The following is a 26488-nucleotide window of genomic DNA, read 5'->3' on the forward strand; positions in this document are numbered from 1 at the left end:
GAAGAAGATGATATGATTATGGAATAAATTGTATGTTAAAGATGGGGGAACTGGAGAAGTATGAAATTAACAAGAACGATGAAAGTGATGGGGATCATGGTCGGACTGAGTGTCATGTTAGCAGGTTGTTTCAAAGAGACAGAAGCGACGCCGCAAGTGAAGGAGACAACCGAGGAGGCGAAGGCTCCTACCGAAAGTGATGGGGCAAATCCAATCGTGTTACGAAGCAAGGGTGAGCTCGAGTCGTTAGGGGATGTGACGACGCATGATCTGACGTTGTTCTTCGCGCACAAGGCGGCGATGGTCGGACCGGAACATGTGGTCGATGACCGCATCATCTACACGGATTCGGTCGGGGAAATCGGGAATGACGTATACGTGTATGATGCGACCGACAAGTCCAACCAACGGATTTATCAAACATCTAAGACGATTGGCAATCTTGTCGGCATCAAAGACGAGCTGATTTGGATTGAATATGAGCTGACGGAAGACAATGCCTACGCATGGATGATTTATCGAATGAAGCTGAATGAAACGAAACCGACCGAACTCGCGGAAGGGGTCAGTGCGTTCGAGACGCCGGTTCCACATTTGAGTGCGACGGACGAACATGTTACATGGGTCGATTATGAGGCATCGGAGACGGTGACGACATCGACGATTATGCAGTTTTCTCCGGCGACGGATGCGGTCGAAACGTTACAAACGTATACACTTCAAGAAGGGGAGCCTCGAGACGGAGAGTACGTGTTCGACTATCGCGACAGCGAAGGTGGGGTCATCGTCCATCGAAGCGAATTCAAGGATGGGGAAAAGACGACAAAGTTGACCACGCTCGATGGGACGTTCGATGAAGATATGGATGCGTTGATCGACTTTGAAGCAGGTGCGGACTATGTTGCGCTCGGGAAGGAAGGGCGTGCTGAGTTTGTAGGACTGACGAAAGAAGCGAAACAGTTCCAACATAAAAGCGCACAGTCCAAGATTACCTTCGACTCGTTTCGTTTCTTACCGAATCAGCGAATCCTGTTCCGCGAAGGCATGAATCGCTTATTGGTTGCGGATTTGAACGAAGCGACGGTCTCATATTTGCCGAATCGAGGTGGCACGACGTCCAAGCCGATTTATCGGGATGGCCAAATCGCCTACGCCGAACTTGGGGATGGCGGGTTGATTACGTTCTATACTATCAATGTGAACTGAAAGCGAAACCAAAAAGTCGTCACTTCCGGTTATGGGAGTGACGACTTTTTCATGCTTTTTAAGAGAAAATCTTATGATTCCATCTTCTTCGCCGTACGTTGAAGCGCGAATCCGAAGGCGAACAGCGAGGCGATCACGGCCGTCATCGTGTAGACCGAGTCCGCGAACGCGAGGTAAATGCCGAACAGGCCGAGCCCGAAGCTGAGGATGAACCATAGCCAGAGGCTAGGATGTTCGCGTAGCGCCTGTTTCATCGGCTTGGGACGTTCAATTGGCAACCGGTCCCATCGGTCACGAGTAAGTTCGAGTTGAACACTTGGCCGTTGCTCTTCAAGACGAGCGATCGTTTATCTTCGCGATAGTCGATGATCATGTCATCGTCGAGAAACACTTTCGTCCAGTTCTTGATGAGGATCGGGCCGATGTTCGAATCAATCTCGACGTCTTCCGGTGTCGTTTCGGTCACGTAGCGAATCTCGAAGATGCCGCTATTGCCGCAGCCGCAACCTTCCGTCTCATAAAACAAATGCATCTGTCCGTCACGGTCGCCTTTCAAGGCATCAATCCGCGCTTGGGCGGGTTCTGTAATGTGTACGTTCATGTCTATCACTCCTTGGCTCCATTATAACGCGTTGGAAAAAAGAATGAAAAAGACGTGCTTCCCGTTTTCCACTTCCTGCAAAAAGGCGTAAACTATTTGTTTAGAAGGGGGAAACAACATGATCTCACGTTTTTTTAGTTATTACCGTCCACATAAGAAGTTATTCATCCTCGATTTCTCGTTCGCCATCCTCGTCGGCCTGCTCGAGCTCGGCTTTCCGCTCGCCGTGCAATGGTTCATCGACGACCTGTTGCCGGGTGGGGAATGGAACTGGATTATCATCATCAGCATCGGCTTGCTCATCCTTTACATACTCGCCATGATGATGCAGTACGTCGTCAACTATTGGGGGCATAAGCTCGGCATCAATATCGAGACCGATATGCGGGAAGAGCTGTTCACCCATATCCATAAACAGTCGTTCCGGTTCTTCGATAACCACAAGACCGGCCATTTGATGAGCCGGGTGACGAACGACTTGTTCGATATCGGCGAAGTGGCGCACCACGGGCCTGAAGATTTCTTCATCGCCATCATGACGCTGCTCGGTGCGTTCGGGATTATGTTCTCGATCGACCCGCAACTCGCGCTCGTCACGGTCGTCGCCGTGCCGTTCCTCGTCATCATGATCACGTACGCCAATAAGAACATGAACAAGGCGTGGCAAAAGATGTATACGAACATCGGAGAAGTGAACGCCCGCGTCGAGGACAGCGTCTCTGGGGCACGCGTCGTCCAATCGTTCACGAACGAGACGTTCGAGATCAAGCGGTTCCAGAAAGACAACAATTTCTATCGCGGCTCGAAAATCGAGGCGTACCAAGTCATGAGTAAGTCGCTCGCCGGCATCTACATCACGACGCGGCTTATGACGTTGCTCGTCCTCGTCTACGGCGCCTATTTGACGTATCAAGGGCAACTGTCTTACGGACAGCTCGTCGGGTTCATCCTCTATATGAATTTGCTCATCAAGCCAATCGAGAAGATCACGGCCCTCCTCGAGATGTACCCGAAAGGGATGGCCGGCTTCAAACGGTTCACGCAACTGCTTGACGAGGCTCCGGACATCGAGAACCGTCCGGACGCCGTCGACGTCACTTCACTGAAAGGCGATATCGCCTTCCAACACGTCTCGTTCGGCTATTCGGACTATCGCCAAGTGTTGACCGACATTGACCTCGACATCAAGTCGGGGACGACGGTCGCCCTCGTCGGGACGAGTGGGGCCGGGAAGACGACGATCTGTTCGCTCATCCCGCGCTTCTATGACGTGACGAGCGGTGCCATCACGATCGATGGCATGGACATCCGCGATATGACGAAAGAGAGCCTTCGTCACCAAATCGGCATCGTGCAACAAGACGTGTTCTTGTTCGCCGGGACGCTCCGTGAGAATATCGCCTACGGAAAACTGGACGCGACCGACGCGGAGATTATGCATGCGGTCGAGAAGGCGCATTTGAACTCGCTCGTCGAGGAGCTCGAGCATGGTCTCGAGACGCAAATCGGGGAGCGGGGCTTGAAACTGTCGGGCGGTCAGAAACAACGGATCGCCATCGCCCGCATGTTCCTAAAAAATCCGCCGATCTTGATATTAGATGAGGCGACGTCCGCGCTCGACACGGAGACGGAAGCAATCATTCAAGACTCGCTCAATGAACTCGCGGCTGACCGGACGACGCTCATCATCGCCCACCGTTTGGCGACGGTGAAGAATGCTGACCGCATCCTCGTCGTTACCGCTGACGGCATCGTCGAGGACGGAACGCACGATGAACTGAGCGCGAAAGGCGGCGTGTTCGCCGGACTTTTAAAGCGCCAACAGTTGTAAAATTCACAACTCGCTCATGTTTGTAAACAGCATACCGTACAGTTAAATAGTCGAACCAAACTATCAGTTTTCATCAACAAAAGAAGGGAAGCTGGACGTTAAGTCCAACTTCCCTTCTTTTTTATACTGGATCCACTTTTGCGCGATCAATGACCGAGACGAGCCGCCGGAACTGTTCGAGCCAAAACTGGAAGAACGGGCCAATCAAGAAAATCGACAGCACCGTCCCGAAGAACACCGGTCCGCCGAGCACCCAGCCGATGAGGCAAGCCGTCAGTTCCATCCACGTCCGCATCATCCGGACCGACGTGTTGAACCGGTCGGCCAAAGCAAGCGTCAACCCGTCCCGTGGGCCGGCCCCGTAGCCGATGGCGACGTACAAACCGGCACCCATCCCGATGACGAAGATGCCGAGAATGAGCCAGGCGATGTTGAGCGCGATGCCATCAAGCTGCGGCAACCAGTGATGGTCGAGAATCAAGTTCATGAACACGCCGACGAAGACAGCGTTGACGAGTGTCCCGAACTGGGGCCGAATCCGGTCGAGTATGTACTTGCAGAGGACGAGCAAAAGACCGACGAGCAAGATGATCGTCCCGACGGAAATTGGTGTGTGCCGGGCGAGCCCGAGATGGAGCACGTCCCATGTCGACACACCGAGGTCGGCCGTGATCATCATCGAAGACCCGAGGGCGAGCAAGAACAGACCACCCATGAATAACGCCCACTTCAAACTGATTCGTAAAGATTGTACCCATACCGCGTGCATGATGGTCGCCTCGATTCCCTAAAATGTTCCATCATCATATCATATTTGGTTTCAACACAAGAAAAAAACGCCTCGGATGAAATCCGAAGCGCTTGGCTCACTTTTTAGGTGTCGATGCTTTTTTTGCTTTGTTCTTTTTATAGTAATCGTAGACGAACGGTGCGACCGCCGTCGCGACTTTAATGAGTGTACCAAATTTACCTTTTCTAGCCATGTTGCTGCACCCCTTTCTGTTCTAATGATGTATATTCCACCTGTTCCAGAAATGAAAACATATTTCGTACAGTTTCGTCTAAGCGAACACCGGCAGCCATGTCCCATAATGGGGGGAGGAGGCGAAAAAGATGAAGACGATTATCTGGTATCAAAACGATTTACGGGTCGATGACCATCGCCCGCTCGAGGAGGCACTCCGGCATGACGATCCCATCGAAGGTCATTACGTCATTCCACAAGAAGAGCTCATTGAAAACCGGTTCGGCCATACTCCGCTTGGACCACGTCGACTTCAGTTTTTGAACGAGTCACTCGACGACTTGGCCGGTTCGCTCGCAGCGTTCGGCATCCCGCTTTTCGTCCATATCGGTCATCCGCTCGACATGTTCGGCCCAACCGACCGCTTATTGTTCCAACGAGCGATCGGCTATAACGAACGGAGACGCGAACGTGAGGTCATGACCGCGTGGCAAGGCGAGTGCCAATCGTTCGACGGGTTCACCCTCTATCCACGAGACGAGATTCCGTTCGAGAAACTGCCATTTCTCTTCACCGAGTTCAGGAAAGCAATGGAGGCTGATGCGAGACCGGACCGCTTGATTGAGCGCTCGCCTACGAAAGAATTGCATTCCGTCGATTTCCCGGTTACCTATGAACAGCAGGAACATGACGCACGGACTGCGTTTCCGTTTCGAGGCGGGGAACGGGCGGGACGAGAGCGGCTCGCGGCCTATTTGGCGGGGCCAATCCGGACGTATAAAGAGACACGAAACGGCTTCGGGGTCGACGACTCGTCGAAGCTGTCGGCTTATCTCGCCAACGGGTCGCTCTCACCGCGCCGGGTGCTGCACGAGCTCGAGCAACATGAGCGGTCACACGGGGCGAATGAGTCGACGTATTGGCTCTATTTTGAATTGCTCTGGCGTGATTTCTTCCAATGGGTCGCACTCGAGCAAGGGAAACGACTCTTCCGGGCCCAAGGCATCCGTTCGAAACGAAAGACGTGGCGTGTCGACCCTGACGTCATCGCGCGTTGGCAGGCGGGTGAGACAGGCGTCGACTTTGTCGATGCGTTCATGCGTGAGTTGAACGCGACGGGATGGATGTCGAACCGGGGCCGTCAAATCGTCGCGAGCTACTTCGCGAAAGAACTCGGGCAAGACTGGCGCATCGGCGCGTCCTATTTCGAATCGACGCTAATTGACTATGATGTCGCGAGCAACTACGGTAATTGGGCGTACCAGGCCGGTGTCGGCAACGACTCACGCGACCGGCATTTCAACGTCAGTCGGCAACAAGACACGTACGACCCGACCGGTGCGTTTCGTAACATGTGGTTGTGACGAAACTGTCACGAGAAGTCATCGTTTCTGATTGACTTCTTTTTACAGACAGTGCTATAGTAAGGTCAACAGATGGGATACCTGAGGTGTACGAGAGCCGCCTTCGTTATTTTGAGCCAACACTTTGAATACGGGAGACCGAACTGCTATCCAGATCAACTGCCTCATCACGTGCAGGAGGACTTGTGAAGGGGACGCTAGGTCACCCACCTGCTTAAGCAGGTTCAAAAGCAGGGCATCGTCACGGCACTCCGGGTCCCATCAATTTTATTGTAAAACGTCGCTAGGCGTCTTTTTTTTGATTATAATTCCGAGTAAAATAGTGTGAGAAAATAGGATTCATTTGGAGGAAGAGTATGTTACACCAGTTTTCACGTAATGAGTTGGCCATTGGTCAAGAAGGTTTAGAAACATTGAAAGGGAAGACGGTCGCCATCCTCGGTGTCGGCGGTGTCGGGTCGTTCGCGGCCGAGGCGCTCGCACGCAGTGGCGTCGGACGAATCGTGCTCGTCGATAAAGATGATATCGATATCACGAACGTCAACCGCCAGATTCACGCGCTCTTATCGACGGTCGGGCAACCGAAAGTCGAAGCGATGGCGACACGCCTCCTCGATATCAACCCTGAGCTCGAGCTCGTCAAATTAAAAATGTTCTACACGGAAGAGACGTTCGAAGAATTCTTCGCGCAAGACCTCGACTTCGTCATCGATGCCTCGGACACGATCATCTATAAGATCCACTTGATCGTCGAGTGCAAACGTCGTGGCATCCCGGTCATCTCGAGCATGGGCATGGCCAACAAGATGGATCCGACGCGCATCAAAGTCGTCGACATCAAGGATACGACATACGACCCGATCGCCAAAATGGTCCGGACGCGTCTCCGTAAAGAGCGCATCCATAAAGGCGTCCCGGTCGTCTTTTCAGACGAGTCGCCGATCGTGACACGCGAAGACGTGAATGAGGTCGTCGGGAAGAAAGATGCCCCGATCCGTAAAGCGAAGATGCCGCCGAGTTCGAACGCGTTCGTCCCATCGGTCGCCGGCCTCGTCGCAGCAGGGTACGTCGTCAACCAAATGCTTGAGACAGCTGGTGTCGAGATCAACCGCATCCAGAAATGAAAAAACGACGCGGCTCAAAAGAGTCAGCGTCGTTTTTCCCAATAATCGAGTCGTTTTTGCAGCTGTTGCTCGAAGCCACGGCTCGTCGGTGTATAATATTTAGGACGTTTTCGGGCCAAGTTCTCCGGCCAGTAGTTTTGCGCGACGTAGCCGTCTTTCTCGTCGTGCGGGTATTTGTATCCGGCACCGTTGCCAAGCTCGCGGGCGCCTGGGCTGTGCGCGTCACGGAGATGGACCGGTACCGGACCGCCTTCGACCGTGCGGACGTGGTGAATCGCCTTATCGATGGCGGTGATGACCGCGTTCGATTTCGGTGCCGTCGCGAGATATAGGACGGCCTGTGCCATCGGGATCCGTGCCTCCGGGAAACCGACGTGTTCGCTCGCGCGAGCGGCCGCATCGACGATGACGAGCGCGTTCGGGTCACTGAGCCCGATATCTTCGGCCGCATGCACGTAGAGCCTGCGCATGATGAAGCGCGGTGATTCGCCGGCCTCGATCATGACGGCGAGCCAGTACAGTGCCGCGTCCGGGTCCGAGCCGCGAATCGACTTAATGAACGCCGAGATGACGTCATAGTGCCGGTCACCCGTCTTGTCGTACTTGATGGCCTTTTGTTGAATCGACTCCTCGGCCACGTCGAGTGTGATTTGAATCTTGCCATCGACCTCGGGCGTCGTCAATACGGCCAGCTCGAGGGCGTTCAACAGGACACGGTAGTCACCGTCCGCCATTTTGATATAATGGTCCACGGCAGCTTCCTCGATTTGGACGGGATAGTTGCCGAGTCCCTTTTTATCAGCGAGAGCCCGCTCCAAGACGACACGAAGTTCGTCTGGTCCAGGCGGTTCGAGCCGAAACACGGTCGCGCGCGACAGCAACGCCGCGTTGACCTCAAAACTCGGGTTTTCGGTCGTCGCCCCGATCAAGATGAGCTTCCCGGCCTCTAGTGCTGGGAGCAGGGCGTCTTGTTGCAGTTTATTGAAACGATGAATCTCGTCTAAAAATAAGATCGTTCGTTCTTGCTCGAAATCAAACCGGGACTCGGCCTCGCGGATGACGCTCCGGAGTTCATCGAGTTTGGCCGTGACGGCGTTCAATTGCACGAACGTCGCTTTCGTATAATTCGAGATGACGCGGGCGAGCGTCGTCTTGCCCGTTCCCGGCGGTCCATACAAGATAATCGTGCCGAGGCGGTCGGCCTCGATGGCCCGCCGCAGCAATTTGCCTTCGCCGATGATGTGGCGTTGACCGATGACTTCGTCTAACGTTTCCGGCCGCATCCGATTGGCGAGCGGGCCGCTATTCGATTGCTGAAATAAATCACTCATACGTACACATTCCTTTCGACAAACGTTTGTTCGACTAGTATAGCAGAAGGAGACATGAAGATGAAAATATCTACAAAAGGTCGTTATGGATTGACGATCATGATCGCACTGGCCCGGGAAACGGACAACAAACCGCTCAGCTTGAAAAAGATTGCGGCCCGGCATGACTTGCCGGAACATTACTTAGAGCAGTTGATCGGTCCACTTCGCAACGGCGGTCTCGTCAAGAGCGTCCGCGGGGCGTACGGCGGCTATCAGCTCGTCAAACCGGCAACGGACATCACGGCGGGAGAAATCATCCGCTTGCTCGAAGGGCCGCTCACAATCGTCGAAGACTCAGAAGCGGACGATGCCGTGAAACGGAAGCTTTGGGATAAAATCAAAGCGGCGATCGAGAAAGTGCTCGAAGAGACGACACTCGCCGATCTCGCTGAAGAAAATTCTGATGGCTATATGTTCTATATATAAAGATGAGGTGAACGAATATGAACTATTTTGATCATGCCGCAACGACGCCGATGCGTCCGGAAGTGCTCGAAGCGATGACACCTTATATGCTCGAACATTATGGCAACCCGTCGAGCATCCACGGCATCGGACGGACGGCGCGCGCCGCACTGGATACTTCGCGCCGGACGCTCGCCACGTGGATCGGGGCGACCCCGAACGAGATCGTCTTCACATCGGGCGGCACCGAGTCGGACAACTATGCGTTGTTCGGTACGGCTTACGCGAATCAACATAAAGGCAAACATGTGATCACGACGAAAGTCGAACACCACGCCGTCTTGCACGCGATGGAGCAACTCGAGCGGGAAGGATTCGAAGTGACGTATCTCGATGTCGACGCGACGGGTGCGGTGACGCTTGACTCCGTTCGTGCTGCACTCCGGGACGATACGATCCTCGTCTCGGTCATGTACGGCAACAACGAGGTCGGCACACTTCAACCGATTGCGGAAATCGGTGCGCTCCTCGCCGACCATCAGGCCTATTTCCATACGGACGCCGTCCAAGCGCTCGGTACGGAAACGATTGATGTCAAGGCGCTCGGGGTCGATTTATTGTCGGCCTCGGCCCATAAAATCAATGGCCCGAAAGGTATCGGTTTTCTTTTTATAAAAACAGGTGTAAAATTAGCGACGCGTTCTTTTGGAGGACAACAAGAACGGAAACGTCGAGCCGGCACGGAAAACGTTCCGGGTGCCGTCGGGTTCCAACAAGCAGCCGAACTGGCCAAAATCGAACAGGTCGAACGAGTGGGCGCGTACCAGCAAATGACCGAGGCGCTCTTCAAGCGACTCGATGAACTCGGAGTCGAGTATGACGTGAACGGGGCGAACCGCTTACCGCACATCGTCAACTTGTATCTCCCGGGCATCGAACTTGAACCGTTCCTCATCATGATGGACATGCGCGGCTTTGCCATCTCGAGCGGCAGTGCCTGCACGGCAGGGTCGATTGAACCGTCACACGTATTGACGGCGATGTTCGGGACGTCGGATCGGACGAAACAGTCCGTCCGCATCAGCTTTGGACATGGCAACTCGGTCGCAGACGTGGAGCGGCTCGCCGAACGACTCTCTGAGGTCGTCTCGACATTCACGAACGGAGTGAGATAAATCATGAACTTACGCACAAAAGCCCCTGCCGAGACGACGGTCGTCGTCGGGATGTCAGGCGGCGTCGATTCATCGGTGACGGCCCATTTGCTGAAAGAGCAAGGGTATAACGTTATCGGAATCTTTATGAAAAACTGGGATGATACGGACGAGAACGGTGTCTGTACGGCGACCGAAGACTATGAAGATGTCATTGCGGTCGCAAACCAAATCGGGATCCCTTATTATGCGGTCAACTTTGAGAAAGAATATTGGGACCGCGTGTTCGAATACTTCTTGGCCGAGTACCGTCTCGGGCGGACGCCGAACCCGGACGTCATGTGTAACAAGGAAATCAAGTTCAAGGCATTCCTTGACCACGCGCTTCGCCTCGGTGCCGACTTCGTCGCGACCGGGCACTACGCACGGGTCGAGTACGTCGACGGTGAGCATCGACTTCTTCGTGGGAAAGATGACAACAAAGACCAAACGTACTTCTTGAACCAGTTGTCACAAGACCAACTCGCGCGGACGATGTTCCCGATTGGTCATATGGACAAGAAAGACGTCCGTGTCATCGCCGAAGAAGCGGGGCTCGCGACAGCGAAGAAAAAAGATTCGACGGGCATCTGCTTTATCGGAGAGCGCAACTTCAAAGAGTTCCTCTCGGAGTATTTGCCATCACAACCAGGCATCATGCAGACGCTCGATGGGGAACAAAAAGGAAACCATGACGGGCTCATGTATTACACGCTCGGTCAACGCCACGGCCTCGGCATCGGCGGCGACGGGGACCCATGGTTCGTCGTCGGCAAAAACGTGGAAGAAAACATCCTCTACGTCGGCCAAGGGTTCCATCATGACGCGCTCTATTCGGACGCGTTGCTCGCATCGAAGCTGTCATGGACAGGTGCCGTCCCAACAGGTGAGTTCCGGGCGACGGCGAAATTCCGCTACCGTCAACAAGACGTGCCTGTGACGATCGCGCCACTTGAAAATGGCGAAGTGCTCGTCAAATTTGATGAGCCGCAACGTGCGATCACGCCAGGACAGGCTGTCGTCTTCTATGACGGTGATATCTGCCTCGGTGGTGCGACGATTGACGAAGCGTATCGAAACGGAAAACGACTCGACTATATCGGATGAGGTGATGACTTTGAACGCAAACGAATTAGGCATCCAAGCGATGCAACAAGGTGAGTTCGAACAGGCGGCCAAGCAGTTCAATGCTGCCATCGAAGCGGACCCGACGGACCCGACCGGTTACGTCAACATGGGTACGCTCTTGCAAGCGATCGGCGACCATGAACGGGCCGTCGTCTTTTACGATAAGGCGCTCGAACTCGACCACGCGTTCGGCGCGGCGCATTATGCGAAGGGAGCGCTCGCCTATGAGCTCGAACAGCTCGACTTGGCCGAGGCATCTCTGCGTCAGGCGCTCCTCGCCGGGATGGACGACGCCGACCTTCATTTCATGCTCGGCTTGACGTACAAGGCGATGGGCGACTTCGTCCGGGCCTTGCCGCGTCTTCGGGAAGCGATGAAGCAGGCACCGGAAGACGTCGAGATTTCGTTCCAATACGGGCTCGCGCTCGCGCAGAACGAACAGCTCGACGAGGCCGTCGAAGCGCTCGAGCATACGCTCGACCTCGACGCGAGCCATACGGACGCACGCTACAACTTGGCGATCGCCTACGCCTTCCTCGGTGAACAGGACAAGACGTACGCCGAGCTTGAACGTGTGCTCGAGTTGCAACCGGACCACGCGCTCGCGTATGACGCGAAAGCGAAAATGGATGAATTGCTCGGTAACTAAATTAATATAGCGCTTCTCGCAGTTTTTGCGAGAGGCGCTTTTTGTTAGTCCCAATAATGGAAAATGACGTTACCGACCGTCTCTGGTTCCCAATATTTGATTTCTCCGCGTTCCGCCTTGTTCAAAAACGGCTGTAGCGACAAATCGAACCGCTCATTCAACTCAGCCGCTGACGGAATCTGATAGGTGTCAGGAAACATGTCGGTCAGTTCGGGTACATCGATGAATTCATATTGAAACGGTTCGAGTTTGGAGATGCCGATGACAGGATAGTTTCTGCTGAGCAGGACATAGATGGTTTGCTCACTCCATGTGATACTCGCCTGGTGATAATTCGGAGTGATTTCGTCCCCAATGGTAAAGGAACATATTCCTCGTTTAATCCGGGTGAACTCAAAACAAATCGATTTGAACGTCTTCCAATCTGACCCTGGGGCGGAACAGTCGCCGTATGAAAAGCCGGTGATACATTCAGGGAGGGTGAGCGTCATGCGGACACCTCCCCGATGACCCAAATCAAAAGATTAAAAGTCATCAATACAAGCGTGCCGGAGAGCGCGAGGTAGCTCCACAAGACACGCTTTCCGGACTTGGCTCGTCGTACACCATCCATCAAAATCAGGAAACTCGTCCCGAATGAGACGAACGCCAACGCTGCAAACGAAGTGGGTCGGTCGAGCGTGGGAAACGCATTGATCACAAAATACAGCCCAAAGGTGAGCAAGCCTAAACAAGCCATGAGGATAAGCGGGAAGAAACGCATATAGCACGACCTTTTCCATTTTCTCTCATCGTATCATGTAGGTTGTCGAGCGTACATGTGAATCAGAGCTGTTTCGTCGTGATTTTTACGGGCTCGCCGCCGAACTCACCGTAGGCCTCGTCCATGTTTTTCGTGTATAGCTCGATCACGTTCTTGCTCGGGTCTTTGAAGTAGGCCGAGCGCTCTTTACCGTTGACCGTCTCGTCCTCGTCCCACGTCCGGAGTTTCGTCGGGATGTTTGACGCCTCTAACACTTCGAGCGCTTGGTCGAACGACTCCATCGGAACGAAAAATGCGCAGTGGACGTGGGCGCCGCCTTCATCATAGAGCGTGTCCCACTCGGTCACGTCCTCTTGGCGGTTCGATTCTTCTTCCGATGTGAACTCTCGTTTCAGCCAGAGGCCGAGACGGGTGTTCCCCCCGACATAGAGCCACGTCGCCCAGGGTTCGTCCGCCTGTTCCTGTGCTTCGCTCGGCTCGGCATCGTCACCGACCCATTGTTCAACGACGGGAAGTCCGAGCTTGCCGTGCCAAAAATCGACGGCCTCCGCCATATCGGTCACTTCTAACACGAGTTCACACAGGCCACTGATTGGAATACGTTTCGTCATACATAGTCCCTCCTTCATAGGTTCACTCGAACAGTTCCCGCTTTGATTCGACGAAAAACGTGCATAGCCGTCCGAGTGTTCGGGAAATGGATTAGCAATGTGAGAGGGGAGAAAGCATATGCGGATGTTTAGTTTGGTCAGCGTCGTTATTTTTTTCATCATCGAATGGTTCATGCTCGGTCGTCTGTTCATCGAAGTCGATAATCGTCTCGCGACGGGCGAGTGGACGAATAATCTCTTGTTCCGGGTCGTCGTCGAGTCGGAACGGGCGACGACCGTGCTGTTACTCCTGTTTGCGACATTTTTTGTAATCGGTGTCGTCATGCATTGGATATTGTCGGCGAACAAGTCCTGGTCCGTGACGTTTGGTGCGGTCGGGGTGGCGTGGGTCGTCCCGGCCCTGCTTGCCCTCGTGGCTTGGTTCATCCCGAACCCGTACGTCCAGCTAGGGATCATCGTGTTGCAGCTGTCGTTCATCCCGCTCGTCCCGTTCGTCGGACAGACGGTACGGCTCGGTCACGTCGTGTTGAACTGGGGCGTCCACGTCATCGCCGCGGGACTTGTGCTGTTGATTCAGCGACCATCGCTTGAGCAACTGTTTCGTGTCGAGCGGACCGAGCTGTTCGAGCGGCTCGAAGGTTATGTTAATTCGGGGGAGCTGGAACGGTTCGAACGACTGCTTGAAACCGTGGACTTGGAGCAACTTGAGCGCATCTTGAACCGAATCGATGTCGATCAGCTGATTCGGATTCTTGAACGTGTCGACCTCGACCAGCTCGAGCGCATCCTCAACCTGTTCAGTTAGGCGATTTGTCCTACCGTTCAAACTCGGGCTATAATGGGGGATGGAAAACTAGCTGGAGGTGGCTCGAATGATGGCAGCACCTTACGAGTTGACAGGAAAAGTCATCCGCGTCCTGTTTCAATCGGAAGAAGAAGCGCACACGATCGCGCTCGTACGTATAAAAGAAAAGAACTTTGAGACAGACGAGACCGAGATGGTCATCGCCGGTGTCGGCGTCGGTATCGAGAAAGGCGAGACGTATAAAGCGCACGGGCGTCTCGTCGACCATCCCCGATTCGGGAAACAGATGAAAGCGGAATGGATCCGCCGTGTCGTCCCGATGACAAAACGCGCGGCCGTCCGGTTTTTGACGAACGGCTCTTTCCCGGGAATCGGGCAAAAGACGGCCCAAAAGATTGCTGACGCACTCGGAGACGACTGCATCGACCAAATCGTCAAGCATCCGAGTATCTTGTCGAACGTCGACGGCTTGAAAGAAAAGCAGGCCCGTGTCATCACCGAGCGGTTGAACATCTTGTATGGGGTCGATCAGTTGCTGTTGTTTTTGGCGCCGTTCGACGTCACACCGCGACTCGCCTCGAAGATTCATAAAGAGTATGAAGGCCGGGCGATGGAGACGATTGAAAAGAACCCTTACGCCTTGATGTATGACGTCCCTGGGATTGGCTTCAAGACGGCCGACGCCATCGCCGCCCATTTCGGGATTCAAGGGATTCACCCAGAGCGGATCGCCGCGGCCGTATTATACGTGCTCGAGCTCGAGCAAGGCAACGGGCATTTGTTCGTCACGGCCGATCAACTCGCGAGCGAGATGCCGCGCATCATCGGTGGCGACCCGGGCGAGGCACTCGTCTCGGCGCTTGAGACACTCGCGAAAGATGAGCGTGTCATCGTCGAGGACGGGGTCGTCTATCATCCACGCGTCTATCGGGCCGAACAAAAAGCGGCCGAGGAACTCGCGCGCATCATGTCGACATCGACGATGGAAGACGTCGATATGACGACGATCTTTGATGCGGTCGGTCGCGTCGAGGAGATGTTCTCGATCGAGTATGCCAAGCAACAACGAGAGGCGATCGAACTTGCCTTGAAGTCGCCGCTCATGGTGCTGACAGGCGGACCCGGGACCGGTAAAACGACCGTCGTCCGCGGTATCATCCATGCGCTCAGCGACGTGTTCGACTGGAAGCTTGAACCGGTACAGAACCAACCGTTCCCGTTCGTGCTCGCCGCACCGACCGGCCGGGCCGCGAAACGGCTCAGTGAGTCGACGGGCTTGCCGGCCTCGACGATTCACCGTCTCTTAAAGTTTGATGGCAGCTCGTTCCAAGTCGATGACACGAATCCGCTCGTCGGAAAAGTGCTCATCGTCGACGAGGCGTCGATGATTGATATCTTCTTGTTCCGTAGCCTGCTTCGGGCTGTGCCGAACGGGATGAAAATCCTCTTCGTCGGTGACCGGGATCAATTGCCTTCGGTCGGACCGGGCCAGGTGCTCGCCGATTTGATGGCGACCGACGGGATTCCCGTCGTCCGGCTCGATGTCGTCCATCGGCAGGCGTCCGAGTCGAGCATCCTTCGTCTGGCGCACGCGCTCAACGCGAAACAGATGCCGGACGATTTGCTCGCGGCACTGCCGGACCGTCGCTTTTATACGGCCAACCAAGAGACGGCACTCCAGGCGATCTGTCAAATGGCCGGGGCCGCACTGCGAAAAGGTTATTCCCCATTCGATATCCAAGTGCTCGCACCGACGTACCGTGGGGTGTGCGGCATCGACGGATTGAACGAGGCGCTCCAAAACGTGTTCAATCCGAAATCGGCGGTCCGGGAAGTGAAACACGGCAACCGGACGTACCGGAATGGGGATAAAGTGCTCCAACTCGTCAATAACGCCGAGGAGAACGTTTATAACGGCGATATCGGTGAAATCACGAACATTTTCTATGCGAAAGAAAACGTCGACAAGGTCGACAAAATCTATATCCGCTTCGATCAGACCGAGGTCGAGTATAACCGGAGCGAATGGGACCAGTTCACCCACGCCTATGCCATCACCATCCATAAGTCACAAGGGTCCGAGTTCCCGATCGTGCTCATGCCCGTCTTCTTCAACGGCGGCTTCCGCTCGTCGCGCAACTTGATTTATACGGCCGTCACTCGGGCGAAGAAGAGTTTGCTCTTGTTCGGGGACGTCCGTGCGCTCGAGGCGGCGACGCGAGAAGAAGAGCCGGTACGGCGGACGAAACTCGTCGAGCGGCTAGGCGGCAAGTCTTGACGTCTCCCGATTGACGTGTGATAATGACGAATAGAAAACTGAAACGATTAAAGACGATGAAGGAAATGAGTACGTCGTAACCGCCTCACCAGAGACATCTTCCTAGGCTGTGAGAAGATGGGGGTCCGGTCGACCGAAGCTAGTCTGGAGTCCCCACTCACCCTGGGCGCCTCATCCGCGTTATCGGATGTTCGAGGCACGGCTTTGCCGTGCGAACGAGGGTGGTACCACGAAGCGATGCTTTCGTCCCTTTCCACAGGGATGAGCATCGCTTTTTTTCGTTTCGTTTAAACTGAAGGAGGAATTGTTGATGAAACCGCTCAAACCATTAACTGGCGCACAGATTCGCCAAATGTATTTAGATTTCTTCAAATCGAAAGGACACAGTGTCGAGCCGAGTGCCTCACTCGTACCGGTCGAGGACCCGACGCTTCTTTGGATCAACTCAGGCGTCGCGACGCTCAAAAAATACTTTGACGGCCGTGTCATTCCAGCCAACCCGCGCATCGTCAACGCGCAGAAGTCGATTCGGACAAACGATATCGAGAACGTCGGGAAGACGGCGCGTCACCATACGTTCTTCGAAATGCTCGGGAACTTCTCGGTCGGTGATTACTTCCGCGAAGACGCGATCAAATGGGGCTGGGAACTTCTGACGAGCGACGAATGGTACGGGCTCGACCCGGATCGCTTGTCGGTGACGATTCACCCGGAAGATGAAGAAGCGAAACAACTTTGGCTTGCACTCGGCGTGCCGGCCGACCGCATCATCCCACTCGAAGAGAACTTCTGGGAAATCGGGGAAGGCCCGTCTGGCCCGAACACAGAAATCTTCTTCGATCGCGGACCTGCGTTCGGCGACGACCCGACCGACCCAGAACTATACCCGGGCGGCGAGAACGAGCGTTACCTTGAAATTTGGAACATCGTTTTCAGTCAGTTCAACCATGACGGGCACGGCAACTATACCGAGCTCCCACGGAAAAACATTGATACAGGGATGGGTCTCGAGCGGATGGCGAGCGTCATGCAAGACGTACCGACGAACTTCGACACGGACTTGTTCATGCCAATCATCCGCGAGACAGAGAAAATCAGCGGCGAGACGTACCGCACCGACAGCAGCAAAGACGTGGCGTTCAAAGTCATCGCTGACCACATCCGCACCGTCTCGTTCGCGATCGGAGACGGGGCGCTCCCATCGAACGAAGGCCGCGGCTACGTGCTTCGTCGTTTGCTCCGCCGTGCCGTCCGCTATGCGAAGATGCTAGGCATCGAGCGTCCGTTCATGTATGAGCTCGTCGACGTCGTCGGCGACATCATGGTCGACTTCTACCCTGAAGTCCGTGAGAAGAAAGACTTCATCAAGAAAGTCGTCAAGAATGAAGAAGAACGTTTCCACGAGACGCTCCATGACGGTCTCGCTATCTTGAACGAAGTCGCGAAAGCGCAAAAAGCGGCCGGTTCGAACGTCATCAGCGGTGAAGATGCGTTCCGTCTCTACGATACGTACGGTTTCCCGCTCGAGTTGACGATCGAGTACGCCGAAGACCACAAATTGACGGTCGACGAGGATGGATTCAAACAAGCGATGAACGCTCAGCGTGAACGCGCTCGGACTGCCCGTGCCGACGTTGAGTCGATGCAAATCCAGTCAGGCGTTCTTGCGGAAATTACGCTTCCATCATCATTCGTCGGGTACACGAACCTCGGAACTGAAGCGAAAATCATCAGCTTGATTCATGATGGAGAGCTCGTTGACGTCGTCGCAGCAGGGGAAGAAGCGCAAGTCATCCTCGATCAGACGCCATTCTACGCTGAGAGCGGCGGTCAAATCGGCGATAAAGGACAAATCGTCGGGTCGGACTTCGTCCTTCACGTGAAAGACGTCTCGAAAGCACCGAATGGCCAAAACTTGCATACGGTCACGGTCACGTCAGGTGTCGCCAAGGCAGAAGTCGCGGTGACGGCTACGGTCGACTTCGATTCGCGTCAAGCGATCATCAAAAACCACACAGCGACGCACTTGTTGCATCGCGCGTTGAAAGACACGCTCGGTGAGCACGTCAACCAAGCAGGTTCGCTCGTGACACCAGACCGTCTTCGCTTTGACTTCTCGCACTTCGGCCAAGTGACGGCTGAAGAGCTCCAATCGATCGAACGTCAAGTGAACGAACGCATCTGGGCGTCAATCGCTGTCGATATCGAAGAAATGAACATCGCCGATGCGAAAGCGAAAGGTGCGATGGCGCTCTTCGGTGAGAAGTACGGGGATGTCGTCCGCGTCGTCGCTGCCGGTGACTCGGTCGAACTTTGCGGTGGCTGCCACGTCGGCAACACGGCGGAAATCGGTCTCTTCAAAATCTTGTCGGAATCAGGAATCGGAGCCGGTACACGTCGCATCGAGGCGGTCACAGGAGCTGGTGCTTACGAAGTGATGAACCAGCACATCGAGACGCTCGAGACGGCAGCAAAACTGCTCAAGACAAAACCGCTCGAAGTGCCGACGCGTGTCCAAGCGCTTCAAACTGAAATGAAAGAACTCGAACGCGCGAGCGAATCGCTCAAAGCGAAACTCGCCAACATCGAAGCGTCGTCACTCACAGACGCCATCGAGACGTTCGGTGATGTCCAATTGATCGCTAAGCGCGTCGACGGACAAGATATGGACGCGCTCCGTGGCATGGTCGACGAATTGAAAGGCAAGCTCGGCTCGGCCGTCATCTTGCTCGGCTCGGCGAACGGCGACAAGGTCAACCTCGTCGCAGGTGTGACGAAAGACTTGAACGACCGTGGCTTCCATGCCGGGAAATTGATCAAAGAAGTGGCGACACGTTGTGGCGGAGGCGGCGGAGGCCGTCCTGACATGGCGCAAGCCGGAGGCCGTGATGCGACAAAACTGGATGAAGCATTGAAGTTTGCTTCACATTACGTTCAATCACTGGCATAATAGAGTGTGAAGTGCAAACGGAAAGAGGTGGATTCTTGTGAGCCAAATGGATCGCACGATGCAATTCAATTTTCCAGAAGATGATAATCGAGCCAACACTCGGGAGACACTGATCACGGTGTATCAAGCACTCGAGGAGAAAGGCTACCAACCGATCAATCAAATCGTCGGATACTTGTTGTCAGGTGACCCTGCCTACATCCCGCGTCATAACGATGCGCGAAACTTAATTCGCAAAATCGAACGAGATGAGCTGCTCGAAGAGTTGGTCAAATCGTATTTGAACGATCGTAGAGAGGATTAATATGAAGCGAGTCATGGGGCTCGATGTCGGTTCGAAGACGATTGGGGTCGCCGTGAGCGACCTCATGGGATGGACGGCGCAAGGCGTGGAGACGGTCTACTGGACCGAGCCGGACTTTGAGGAAGCTGTCCGTCTGCTTCAACCGATTATTGAGCAGTACGATGTGAAAGAAGTCGTTGTCGGCCTCCCGAAGAACATGAACGCGACAATCGGACCTCGGGGCGAGGCGTCACAGGCGTTTGCCGCGGCCCTCACCGAAGCGACCGGTTTGCCGACGGTTCTCGTCGACGAGCGTTTGACGACGATGCAAGCGGAGCGGATGCTCATTTCAGCAGACGTCAGCCGAAAAAAGAGAAAGGCCGTCATCGATAAGATGGCAGCCGTCATGATTTTACAAAATTACCTGGATCGTGCAGGCAAATAAGGAGGAATTACTCATGGCAGAAATCCGTCGTGAAGAAGAAATGTACCGTATTCCAGACGAAAATGGAGACGAGCATTTATTTGCAGAAATTTTCCGGATGACGAGCGACCGCTCGAAGAAGACGTTTGTCGTTCTTGAGCCGGTCGGCAATCCAGAAACAGAAGACGAAGATGACGACACAATCGAAGTGTACGCGTTTGAAATCGAAGAACTTGAAGATGGCGAGTTCATCTTGAAGCTCGTCGAAGACGATGATGACTTCGAGGAAGTCATGGAAGCGTTCGATATCGTCAATGACGAAGTTGGTTTAGACTAATACGTGGACGGGCGACTAGGGGAAACCCTCGTCGCCCATCTTCATAACAGAAGAACAGGGGAGAAATGCGCATGAACCATCCATCGATGTTTGATGAGAAGCGTGCACGTAACCGGATTGTTCGGCGAATTACGGTTATCATCCTTGCTGTCTTTCTTCTAGTGATCGCCACAGGTGCCGCGGTATCTTATGCGTTCGTGAAACGATCGCTCGAACCCGTTGACCCAGCTTCGACCGAAACGGTCGAGGTCGAGGTTCCGCTCGGTGCAGGTTCTGGTTACATTGGCGAACTACTCGAAGAGAATGGCCTCGTGAGGAATAGCACGATTTTCCGTTTTTACACACGGTTTAAAAATGAATCATCGTTCCAAGCGGGGACGTATACGTTGTCTCCGTCACAATCACTTGACGAGTTGATCGCCACGTTGAAGACGGGGAAAGTCATCGTCGTCCCGGATATCAAATTGGTGATCCCGGAAGGCTTTACGATCGACCAAGTCATCTCGCGTCTCGCAAAACAGGCTGATATTCCGAAAGAAGAGATTTCGGACCAACTGAGCGACGAGGAGTATATCCGCTCGCTCGTCAATGAGCATGAGATGCTGACGGACGAAGTGCTCGCCGACGGAATTTATCACCCGCTCGAAGGTTACTTGTTCCCGGCAACGTATGAGTTCGATAAAGGTGTGACGCTCACTCAGATCATCGATGAGATGCTCAAGCCGACCGAACAGCTCTATCTCGAATACGGCGATGCGGTCGAAGCGTCGGGACGCACGTTCCATGAGACGTTATCGCTCGCCTCGATCGTTGAGAAAGAAGCGGTCTCGACGGAAGACCGTCAAGAGATCGCGGGTGTGTTTGAGAACCGTCTGGCCGATGGCATGAAGTTGCAGTCCGACCCGACCGTCTGGTATGGTACCGGGGAGACTTCGATTTTCACATCGTTCAACGATCTCCAAAACGATTCACTTTATAACACATACCGCTACGAAGGGATCCCAATCGGACCAATCGCTGCGGTCAGTCGTGACGCATTCGTCGCCACGCTCAATCCGAACGATACGGATAACGTTTATTTCTACGCCCGACCACCGCGTGAAGGATTCCCGAACGGGGAAGTCTTGTTCGAAGTGGAGTACGAGGCGCACCAACAGAACGTCAACAAGTATCGTCCAGAATGGGAAGCGTTCGAAGAAGCAAACAACAATTGACGGATATGCGACCGGAAGCCTTGGCTTCCGGTCGTTTGAATGATTAGAGAGTAAGAGGTGTACGACGTGGAACATTCATCCTATGAAGGTTACGTGGAGAACTTGGTCACGCCCCGGTCGCCGTTATTGGCGGAGATGGAGGCGTTCGCCCGAGAACATCACGTGCCAATCATGGACTTGACCGGATCTGAAGTGTTGCTGTCGCTTCTCGCGATGCAACGTCCGAAACGGATCCTTGAGGTCGGTACGGCAATCGGATACAGTGCGATTCGAATGGCTGAACTGTTGCCGGACGCGGAAATCGTCACGATCGAACGAAACGCACGACGTCACGAAGAGGCACTCGGCTTTATCGGACGCTCGGACGTATCGGACCGAATCACTGTCATTCATGGTGATGCGGTGGAGTTGATCGGGACGATTGAAGGAGAATTCGATGCGGTCTTTATCGACGCGGCCAAAGGTCAGTATCAAAAATTCTTTGATGGGTATGGCGCTTTAGTACCAATTGGTGGTACGATTTACAGCGATAATTTATTTTTACGAGGGGACGTCCTGCTCGAGGATGTGTCAGTGCTTGACCGTCGACGCCGCCGGCTTGTTCGTCTCGTAAAAGAGTTTACTGAGCAATTGATGGCACGGACCGATTATCATACTGCAATTTTGCCCCTTGGTGATGGCCTAGCAATCAGTCGTAAATTACGATGAGGAGGACTTAACTTTGATGCAACATAAACCCGTCATTATCGGCGTGGCCGGGGGGACCGGATCAGGTAAGACGACCGTGGCCCGCGCGCTCGTGGATGCGTTCAAAGGACAATCGGTCGTCATGATCGAGCAAGACGCGTATTATAAAGACCAGTCAGAGATGACGATGGAAGAACGATATAAGACGAACTATGACCACCCGTTCGCATTCGATAACGATCTTTTGATCGAGCATATCAAGCAGTTACAAGAGCACAAGGCCATCGAGAAACCGGTGTATGACTACGCAGCGCACACGCGCTCGGACAAGACGATTTTGATCGAGCCGGTCGACGTCGTCATCGTCGAAGGTATTTTGGCGCTCGAGGACGATCGTCTCCGAGACTTGATGGACATTAAAGTGTTCGTCGACACGGATGCGGACGTCCGCATCCTACGCCGGATGCAGCGCGATCTCAATGAGCGGGGCCGGTCAATCGACTCGGTCGTCGCCCAATATACGAATGTCGTCCGGCCGATGCATCTTCAATTTTGTGAGCCGACGAAACGTTATGCGGACATCATTGTACCTGAAGGTGGAGAAAACTTTGTCGCCATCGATTTGCTCGTGACGAAGATTCGCTGGGTGCTCACAGAACGCAACCGGGCATAAGGAAATAAATCGTTTTCAATTTAACCTAGCTGTAATATACTAGGAGACAATGAAGGAGTGACAGAAATGGCTGAAAAACAACATTACATGACGTTAGACGGAAAAGCTAAGATCGAAAATGAATTGAACGAACTGAAGACGGTGCGCCGTAAAGAAGTCGTTGAGAATATTAAAATCGCCCGCGATTTCGGAGACTTGTCTGAGAACGCTGAATATGATGCGGCGAAAGAAGAGCAGGCAATGGTCGAAGGACGCATCGCCCAACTTGAAGAGATGCTTCGTAACGCCGTCATCATCCAAGATGACGTAGCCGACAACTCGATGGTCGCCATCGGGAAAACGGTAACGTTCTTCATTCAAGAAGATAACGAAGACGAGACGTACACAATCGTCGGTGGCGCCGAGGCCGACCCATTCACAGGGAAAATCTCGAACGAATCACCAATCGCCAAAGCGCTTCTCGGCCGTACGGTCGGAGACGTGGTCAACGTTCAAACGCCAGGCGGCGACATGGTCGTCGAAATTAAAGAAATCAAGTAACACTAACGAGCGACATCCATCTGGAGGTCGCTCTCTTTCTGAGGAGGCACATATCATGAAAATCGGAATCATTGGAGCGATGGAAGAAGAAGTAAACTTGCTCCGCAACGAATTGACAGAACGGACAGACACGGAAATCGCCAACTATCACTTCTATGAAGGATACCTCGGCAACGTCGAAGTCGTCATTTTAAAGTCAGGCATCGGCAAAGTGAACGCGGCCATCGGGACGACGCTCTTGATCGATAAGTTCAAACCGGACGTCGTCATCAACACCGGTTCAGCCGGCGGCTTCAAAAAAGGGATGAAAGTCGGCGACGTCGTCGTCTCGACAGAAGTCCGTCACCACGATGTCGACGTGACAGCGTTCGGCTATGAGTATGGGCAAGTTCCAGGCATGCCGGCGGCGTATACGGCCGATGCGCACTTGATGGACGTCTGTAAAGAAGTCATCGAGAGTCTCCATGACGTGAACGTCCATACGGGCCTCATCGTGACGGGCGACTCATTCATCAATGACTCGAAACGGGTGGCGGACATCCTCGGACATTTTGATGGCGTCGCCGCCGTCGAGATGGAAGCCGCTCCAATCGCGCAGACGTGCTACCAGTTTGGTGTCCCGTTCGTCGTGACTCGTTCAATCTCGGACAGCGCCGATGAGGAAGCGAACTTGTCGTTCGACGAATTTTTGGAGACGGCATCGATTAACTCGGCGAAAATGGTCATGGCCGTCACAAAACGACTCGGTCAAAGCGAATAATCGAGAGGGATGCGTTGACATCCCTTTTTTATTCCCTTATATTAGTACCAGATACTAAGAATAGGGGTCATCAACATGAACATTGGAATCATTGGCATCGGTTCGTTCCTTCCGGACAACCGGATCACGAACATCGATTTGGAAAAACGAATGGATACGAGCGACGAATGGATTCGGACCCGGACCGGGATCGAGGCGCGCCATTTGGCAGACGCTGATTTGAGCGTTGCCGATATGGCCACAAAGGCTGCCGAACGGGCGCTTCAAAGTGCGGGTGTGTCGATTGAAGATATCGACGCGATCATTTGCGCGACGGCGACGGCGCCATCATTCCCGGCGACGGCTTGTCTCGTGCAAGCCAACCTTGGGGCAAAGCAAGCGGTCGCCTTCGACGTTAGCGCCGCCTGTAGCGGCTTCATCTTCGCGATGGATACGGCGAAGAGCATGATGTTCGCGAAAGGGTTGAAGCGCACACTCGTCATTGGAGCTGAGAAGATGGGCAATTTGATCGATTGGGACGACCGTTCGACCGCCGTCTTGTTCGGTGATGGGGCGGGTGCCGTCGTTCTCGGCGAAGACGAGGTGGCCGCCATCGAGTCGGTCATTCTCGGAAGTGACGGAACCGGCGGAAAGTTCTTATATGAGAATGAAGAAGGTAAGATTGTCATGAACGGTCGTGAAGTGTTCAAATTCGCCGTCCGTAAGATGCCTGACATCGTCTTAGAGGCGTTGCAAGGGGCCGGGAAGACGATTGAAGACCTCGACGTCCTCGTGCCGCACCAGGCGAACCGTCGTATCATTGACGCAGCGATTGAACGGTTAGGGATTGACGAAGCAAAAGTTGTCGTCACGATTCAAGACCATGCGAACACGTCAGCTGCTTCAATTCCACTTGCTTTGGCCGAAGCGGTCAAGCAACGGAAAATCTCAAACGGTCAAACGATCGTCGTCGCCGGCTTCGGCGCCGGGCTCACATGGGGAGCGAGCTGTTTAACATGGAATAACGCTAACATCACGGAGGAGATTAACGCATGAAACGAGTAGTCATCACAGGATTAGGAGTCGTTTCCCCACTCGGGAACGACGTTACGGCAATGTGGGAGCGACTGTTGAACGGGGAAAATGCAGTCGATACGTTAACAAAGATTGATATTAGCCAGTATCCGGCGAAAGTCGGGGCGGAAGTAAAGGAATGGAACATCGATCATTTGGTCGAACCGAAAGAAGCGCGCAAGATGGATTCGTTCATCCAATACTCGATTTTAGCCGCTGACGCTGCGCATCGGGATAGCGGTCTAGATGTGAAAGCAATCGCGGACGATGTCGGGATTTGGATCGGAAGCGGGATCGGTGGGGTCGAAACAATCGACAAACAAGCGAGCATCTTGCATGAACGGGGACCACGTCGCATCAGCCCATTCTTCATCCCGATGATGATTCCAAACATGGCGAGCGGTCAAGTTTCGATTTACCTCGGAGCAAAAGGGCCGAGCAACTGCTCGGTCACAGCTTGTGCATCTGGAACGAACTCAATCGGTGAAGCGTTTAAAGTCATCCAACGTGGTGATGCCCTCGCGATGTTCGCAGGTGGGGCCGAAGCACCAATCACGCCGCTCTCATTCTCAGGATTCTGTGCCAACAAGGCACTATCGACGAATCCAGACCCGAACACGGCATGCCGCCCGTTCGATCAGAACCGTGACGGCTTCATCATGGGTGAAGGCGCGGGCGTGCTCGTTCTCGAGGAATATGAGCATGCGAAAGCGCGCGGAGCCAAAATGTATGCGGAAGTCGTCGGGTATGGCATGAGTTCGGACGCTTACCACATCACGGCACCGTCACCTGAGGCAGAAGGTGGATCAAAAGCGATGAACGAGGCGCTTCGTGACGCGGGAATTCGTCCAGAAGACGTTCAATACATCAACGCACACGGGACGAGCACACCACTCAACGACATGCTCGAGACGAAAGCGATCCACAACGTTTTCGGTGACCACGCGCACAACTTGGCCGTCAACTCATCAAAATCGATGATCGGGCACTTGCTCGGCGCAGCCGGCGGAGTCGAGGCCGTCATCACGGCGCTATCGATTCATGAGGGACGGATTCATCCGACGATCAACTGTGAGACACCAGCTGATGATTGCGATTTAGACTATGTCCGTGATGGAAATCGGGAACTTGATATCCAGTACGCACTGAGCAACTCGCTTGGCTTCGGGGGCCACAACGCGACGCTCGCATTCGCGAAAGTGAACGACTAATAGTAGAAAAAAGTGACAAAAACGGGTAGGGTATAAGGGTTGGTCTAACAGAGAGGAGAAT

General features: G+C 53.9%; 27 protein-coding genes and 1 other RNA gene. 22 read left to right on the top strand and 6 right to left on the bottom strand.

Annotation, left to right across the window (positions count from 1 at the left end; translation table 11 throughout):
• Window positions 1–60 precede the first annotated feature (60 nt).
• Window positions 61–1206 carry a DUF5050 domain-containing protein gene (locus tag KNP64_RS01125; RefSeq protein ID WP_214791605.1) on the top strand — a complete coding sequence of 382 codons (1146 nt, stop codon included), beginning with the start codon at window positions 61–63 and terminating at the stop codon, window positions 1204–1206.
• Between the two features lie 71 nt (window positions 1207–1277).
• On the opposite strand, the gene KNP64_RS01130 is transcribed toward KNP64_RS01125, so the two are convergent.
• On the bottom strand, window positions 1278–1460 hold the full coding sequence (locus tag KNP64_RS01130) for a hypothetical protein (RefSeq protein ID WP_214791603.1): 183 nt from the start codon (window positions 1458–1460) through the stop codon (window positions 1278–1280).
• Complete coding sequence (locus tag KNP64_RS01135; RefSeq protein ID WP_214791601.1) at window positions 1457–1807, bottom strand: iron-sulfur cluster biosynthesis family protein; 351 nt, start codon at window positions 1805–1807, stop codon at window positions 1457–1459. Before KNP64_RS01135 ends, KNP64_RS01130 begins: the two co-directional genes overlap by 4 nt.
• A gap of 118 nt (window positions 1808–1925) precedes the next feature.
• Here KNP64_RS01135 and KNP64_RS01140 point away from each other — a divergent pair, with 118 nt between their 5' ends.
• Window positions 1926–3638 carry an ABC transporter ATP-binding protein gene (locus KNP64_RS01140; RefSeq protein WP_214791599.1) on the top strand — a complete coding sequence of 571 codons (1713 nt, stop codon included), beginning with the start codon at window positions 1926–1928 and terminating at the stop codon, window positions 3636–3638.
• 121 nt (window positions 3639–3759) lie between these two features.
• Here KNP64_RS01140 and KNP64_RS01145 read toward each other — a convergent pair whose 3' ends face one another.
• On the bottom strand, window positions 3760–4407 hold the full coding sequence (locus tag KNP64_RS01145) for a YczE/YyaS/YitT family protein (protein ID WP_214791597.1): 648 nt from the start codon (window positions 4405–4407) through the stop codon (window positions 3760–3762).
• 344 nt (window positions 4408–4751) lie between these two features.
• Here KNP64_RS01145 and KNP64_RS01150 point away from each other — a divergent pair, with 344 nt between their 5' ends.
• The 3 genes from KNP64_RS01150 to KNP64_RS01160 all read left to right on the top strand — a co-directional run bounded on the left by KNP64_RS01150 (window position 4752) and on the right by KNP64_RS01160 (window position 7090).
• The gene (locus KNP64_RS01150) at window positions 4752–5966 is read left to right on the top strand and encodes a DASH family cryptochrome (RefSeq protein WP_214791594.1); all 1215 of its coding nucleotides are present in this window, start codon (window positions 4752–4754) and stop codon (window positions 5964–5966) included.
• A gap of 75 nt (window positions 5967–6041) precedes the next feature.
• A non-coding RNA gene (ssrS, locus tag KNP64_RS01155) (6S RNA) lies at window positions 6042–6228 on the top strand.
• Window positions 6229–6322: 94 nt separating this feature from the next.
• A complete protein-coding gene (locus tag KNP64_RS01160) occupies window positions 6323–7090 on the top strand; it encodes a tRNA threonylcarbamoyladenosine dehydratase (protein ID WP_214763823.1) in 768 nt (255 codons plus the stop codon).
• A 23-nt stretch (window positions 7091–7113) separates the two neighbouring features.
• On the opposite strand, the gene KNP64_RS01165 is transcribed toward KNP64_RS01160, so the two are convergent.
• Complete coding sequence (locus tag KNP64_RS01165; protein WP_034776901.1) at window positions 7114–8421, bottom strand: replication-associated recombination protein A; 1308 nt, start codon at window positions 8419–8421, stop codon at window positions 7114–7116.
• A gap of 60 nt (window positions 8422–8481) precedes the next feature.
• Here KNP64_RS01165 and cymR point away from each other — a divergent pair, with 60 nt between their 5' ends.
• Genes cymR through KNP64_RS01185 form a run of 4 tightly spaced genes read left to right on the top strand, consistent with a single transcriptional unit; the run spans window position 8482 to window position 11838 of the window.
• A complete protein-coding gene (gene cymR / locus KNP64_RS01170; protein ID WP_214791592.1) occupies window positions 8482–8889 on the top strand; it encodes a cysteine metabolism transcriptional regulator CymR in 408 nt (135 codons plus the stop codon).
• 17 nt (window positions 8890–8906) lie between these two features.
• Complete coding sequence (locus KNP64_RS01175; RefSeq protein WP_138859718.1) at window positions 8907–10043, top strand: cysteine desulfurase family protein; 1137 nt, start codon at window positions 8907–8909, stop codon at window positions 10041–10043.
• 3 nt (window positions 10044–10046) lie between these two features.
• A complete protein-coding gene (gene mnmA / locus KNP64_RS01180; protein ID WP_034776905.1) occupies window positions 10047–11168 on the top strand; it encodes a tRNA 2-thiouridine(34) synthase MnmA in 1122 nt (373 codons plus the stop codon).
• A 4-nt stretch (window positions 11169–11172) separates the two neighbouring features.
• Window positions 11173–11838: a tetratricopeptide repeat protein gene (locus KNP64_RS01185; protein WP_214791589.1), complete on the top strand. Its 666-nt coding sequence runs from the start codon at window positions 11173–11175 to the stop codon at window positions 11836–11838.
• Between the two features lie 44 nt (window positions 11839–11882).
• Here the strand turns inward: KNP64_RS01185 and KNP64_RS01190 are convergent, their stop codons facing one another.
• Window positions 11883–12329 carry a hypothetical protein gene (locus KNP64_RS01190; protein WP_078146588.1) on the bottom strand — a complete coding sequence of 149 codons (447 nt, stop codon included), beginning with the start codon at window positions 12327–12329 and terminating at the stop codon, window positions 11883–11885.
• Window positions 12330–12663: 334 nt separating this feature from the next.
• The gene (locus KNP64_RS01195) at window positions 12664–13212 is read right to left on the bottom strand and encodes a VOC family protein (protein ID WP_240731244.1); all 549 of its coding nucleotides are present in this window, start codon (window positions 13210–13212) and stop codon (window positions 12664–12666) included.
• Window positions 13213–13330: 118 nt separating this feature from the next.
• On the opposite strand from KNP64_RS01195, the gene KNP64_RS01200 reads away from it, so the two are divergent.
• The 13 genes from KNP64_RS01200 (at window position 13331) to fabF (ending at window position 26427) form a co-directional block, all read left to right on the top strand.
• Entirely contained in the window at window positions 13331–14017 is a 687-nt protein-coding gene (locus KNP64_RS01200) for a magnesium and cobalt transport protein CorA (RefSeq protein ID WP_078146591.1), read from the top strand.
• Window positions 14018–14087: 70 nt separating this feature from the next.
• On the top strand, window positions 14088–16295 hold the full coding sequence (recD2, locus tag KNP64_RS01205) for an SF1B family DNA helicase RecD2 (protein WP_251126241.1): 2208 nt from the start codon (window positions 14088–14090) through the stop codon (window positions 16293–16295).
• Between the two features lie 310 nt (window positions 16296–16605).
• Window positions 16606–19245: an alanine--tRNA ligase gene (alaS, locus tag KNP64_RS01210; RefSeq protein ID WP_034776913.1), complete on the top strand. Its 2640-nt coding sequence runs from the start codon at window positions 16606–16608 to the stop codon at window positions 19243–19245.
• Window positions 19246–19282: 37 nt separating this feature from the next.
• The gene (locus KNP64_RS01215; RefSeq protein WP_029595797.1) at window positions 19283–19549 is read left to right on the top strand and encodes an IreB family regulatory phosphoprotein; all 267 of its coding nucleotides are present in this window, start codon (window positions 19283–19285) and stop codon (window positions 19547–19549) included.
• 1 nt (window position 19550) lies between these two features.
• Window positions 19551–19973 (top strand): Holliday junction resolvase RuvX, encoded by a 423-nt coding sequence (gene ruvX, locus KNP64_RS01220; protein ID WP_034776916.1) that lies wholly within the window; start codon window positions 19551–19553, stop codon window positions 19971–19973.
• A gap of 13 nt (window positions 19974–19986) precedes the next feature.
• Window positions 19987–20289 (top strand): DUF1292 domain-containing protein, encoded by a 303-nt coding sequence (locus KNP64_RS01225; RefSeq protein WP_034776918.1) that lies wholly within the window; start codon window positions 19987–19989, stop codon window positions 20287–20289.
• Between the two features lie 71 nt (window positions 20290–20360).
• Window positions 20361–21503: an endolytic transglycosylase MltG gene (mltG, locus tag KNP64_RS01230; protein WP_138859711.1), complete on the top strand. Its 1143-nt coding sequence runs from the start codon at window positions 20361–20363 to the stop codon at window positions 21501–21503.
• A gap of 66 nt (window positions 21504–21569) precedes the next feature.
• Entirely contained in the window at window positions 21570–22211 is a 642-nt protein-coding gene (locus KNP64_RS01235; RefSeq protein WP_138859710.1) for an O-methyltransferase, read from the top strand.
• Window positions 22212–22227: 16 nt separating this feature from the next.
• Window positions 22228–22863 (top strand): uridine kinase, encoded by a 636-nt coding sequence (gene udk / locus KNP64_RS01240; protein WP_034776924.1) that lies wholly within the window; start codon window positions 22228–22230, stop codon window positions 22861–22863.
• 66 nt (window positions 22864–22929) lie between these two features.
• Window positions 22930–23403 (top strand): transcription elongation factor GreA, encoded by a 474-nt coding sequence (greA, locus tag KNP64_RS01245; protein WP_029595793.1) that lies wholly within the window; start codon window positions 22930–22932, stop codon window positions 23401–23403.
• A gap of 55 nt (window positions 23404–23458) precedes the next feature.
• Window positions 23459–24163 carry a 5'-methylthioadenosine/S-adenosylhomocysteine nucleosidase gene (mtnN, locus tag KNP64_RS01250; protein ID WP_029595792.1) on the top strand — a complete coding sequence of 235 codons (705 nt, stop codon included), beginning with the start codon at window positions 23459–23461 and terminating at the stop codon, window positions 24161–24163.
• A gap of 75 nt (window positions 24164–24238) precedes the next feature.
• A complete protein-coding gene (locus KNP64_RS01255; protein WP_214763829.1) occupies window positions 24239–25198 on the top strand; it encodes a beta-ketoacyl-ACP synthase III in 960 nt (319 codons plus the stop codon).
• Entirely contained in the window at window positions 25195–26427 is a 1233-nt protein-coding gene (gene fabF, locus KNP64_RS01260; RefSeq protein ID WP_029595790.1) for a beta-ketoacyl-ACP synthase II, read from the top strand. Before KNP64_RS01255 ends, fabF begins: the two co-directional genes overlap by 4 nt.
• Window positions 26428–26488 lie beyond the last annotated feature (61 nt).

Origin of the sequence: Exiguobacterium sp. s64 (assembly GCF_018618035.1) — a bacterium.
Classification (GTDB): domain Bacteria; phylum Bacillota; class Bacilli; order Exiguobacteriales; family Exiguobacteriaceae; genus Exiguobacterium; species Exiguobacterium mexicanum_A.

Bases quoted from the DNA above. Each gene is read 5' to 3' on its own strand.
- mltG (WP_138859711.1), top strand. From the start codon at position 20,361: ATGAACCATCCATCGATGTTTGATGAGAAGCGTGCACGTAACCGGATT.
- KNP64_RS01255 (WP_214763829.1), top strand. From the start codon at position 24,239: ATGAACATTGGAATCATTGGCATCGGTTCGTTCCTTCCGGACAACCGG.
- alaS (WP_034776913.1), top strand. From the start codon at position 16,606: ATGAAACCGCTCAAACCATTAACTGGCGCACAGATTCGCCAAATGTAT.
- KNP64_RS01195 (WP_240731244.1), bottom strand. From the start codon at position 13,212: ATGACGAAACGTATTCCAATCAGTGGCCTGTGTGAACTCGTGTTAGAA.
- KNP64_RS01190 (WP_078146588.1), bottom strand. From the start codon at position 12,329: ATGACGCTCACCCTCCCTGAATGTATCACCGGCTTTTCATACGGCGAC.
- KNP64_RS01130 (WP_214791603.1), bottom strand. From the start codon at position 1,460: ATGAAACAGGCGCTACGCGAACATCCTAGCCTCTGGCTATGGTTCATC.
- cymR (WP_214791592.1), top strand. From the start codon at position 8,482: ATGAAAATATCTACAAAAGGTCGTTATGGATTGACGATCATGATCGCA.
- KNP64_RS01125 (WP_214791605.1), top strand. From the start codon at position 61: ATGAAATTAACAAGAACGATGAAAGTGATGGGGATCATGGTCGGACTG.
- udk (WP_034776924.1), top strand. From the start codon at position 22,228: ATGCAACATAAACCCGTCATTATCGGCGTGGCCGGGGGGACCGGATCA.
- mnmA (WP_034776905.1), top strand. From the start codon at position 10,047: ATGAACTTACGCACAAAAGCCCCTGCCGAGACGACGGTCGTCGTCGGG.
- KNP64_RS01150 (WP_214791594.1), top strand. From the start codon at position 4,752: ATGAAGACGATTATCTGGTATCAAAACGATTTACGGGTCGATGACCAT.
- KNP64_RS01175 (WP_138859718.1), top strand. From the start codon at position 8,907: ATGAACTATTTTGATCATGCCGCAACGACGCCGATGCGTCCGGAAGTG.
- KNP64_RS01135 (WP_214791601.1), bottom strand. From the start codon at position 1,807: ATGAACGTACACATTACAGAACCCGCCCAAGCGCGGATTGATGCCTTG.
- greA (WP_029595793.1), top strand. From the start codon at position 22,930: ATGGCTGAAAAACAACATTACATGACGTTAGACGGAAAAGCTAAGATC.
- mtnN (WP_029595792.1), top strand. From the start codon at position 23,459: ATGAAAATCGGAATCATTGGAGCGATGGAAGAAGAAGTAAACTTGCTC.
- recD2 (WP_251126241.1), top strand. From the start codon at position 14,088: ATGGCAGCACCTTACGAGTTGACAGGAAAAGTCATCCGCGTCCTGTTT.
- KNP64_RS01140 (WP_214791599.1), top strand. From the start codon at position 1,926: ATGATCTCACGTTTTTTTAGTTATTACCGTCCACATAAGAAGTTATTC.
- KNP64_RS01160 (WP_214763823.1), top strand. From the start codon at position 6,323: ATGTTACACCAGTTTTCACGTAATGAGTTGGCCATTGGTCAAGAAGGT.
- KNP64_RS01165 (WP_034776901.1), bottom strand. From the start codon at position 8,421: ATGAGTGATTTATTTCAGCAATCGAATAGCGGCCCGCTCGCCAATCGG.
- fabF (WP_029595790.1), top strand. From the start codon at position 25,195: ATGAAACGAGTAGTCATCACAGGATTAGGAGTCGTTTCCCCACTCGGG.
- KNP64_RS01145 (WP_214791597.1), bottom strand. From the start codon at position 4,407: ATGCACGCGGTATGGGTACAATCTTTACGAATCAGTTTGAAGTGGGCG.
- KNP64_RS01185 (WP_214791589.1), top strand. From the start codon at position 11,173: ATGACTTTGAACGCAAACGAATTAGGCATCCAAGCGATGCAACAAGGT.
- KNP64_RS01200 (WP_078146591.1), top strand. From the start codon at position 13,331: ATGCGGATGTTTAGTTTGGTCAGCGTCGTTATTTTTTTCATCATCGAA.
- ruvX (WP_034776916.1), top strand. From the start codon at position 19,551: ATGAAGCGAGTCATGGGGCTCGATGTCGGTTCGAAGACGATTGGGGTC.
- KNP64_RS01225 (WP_034776918.1), top strand. From the start codon at position 19,987: ATGGCAGAAATCCGTCGTGAAGAAGAAATGTACCGTATTCCAGACGAA.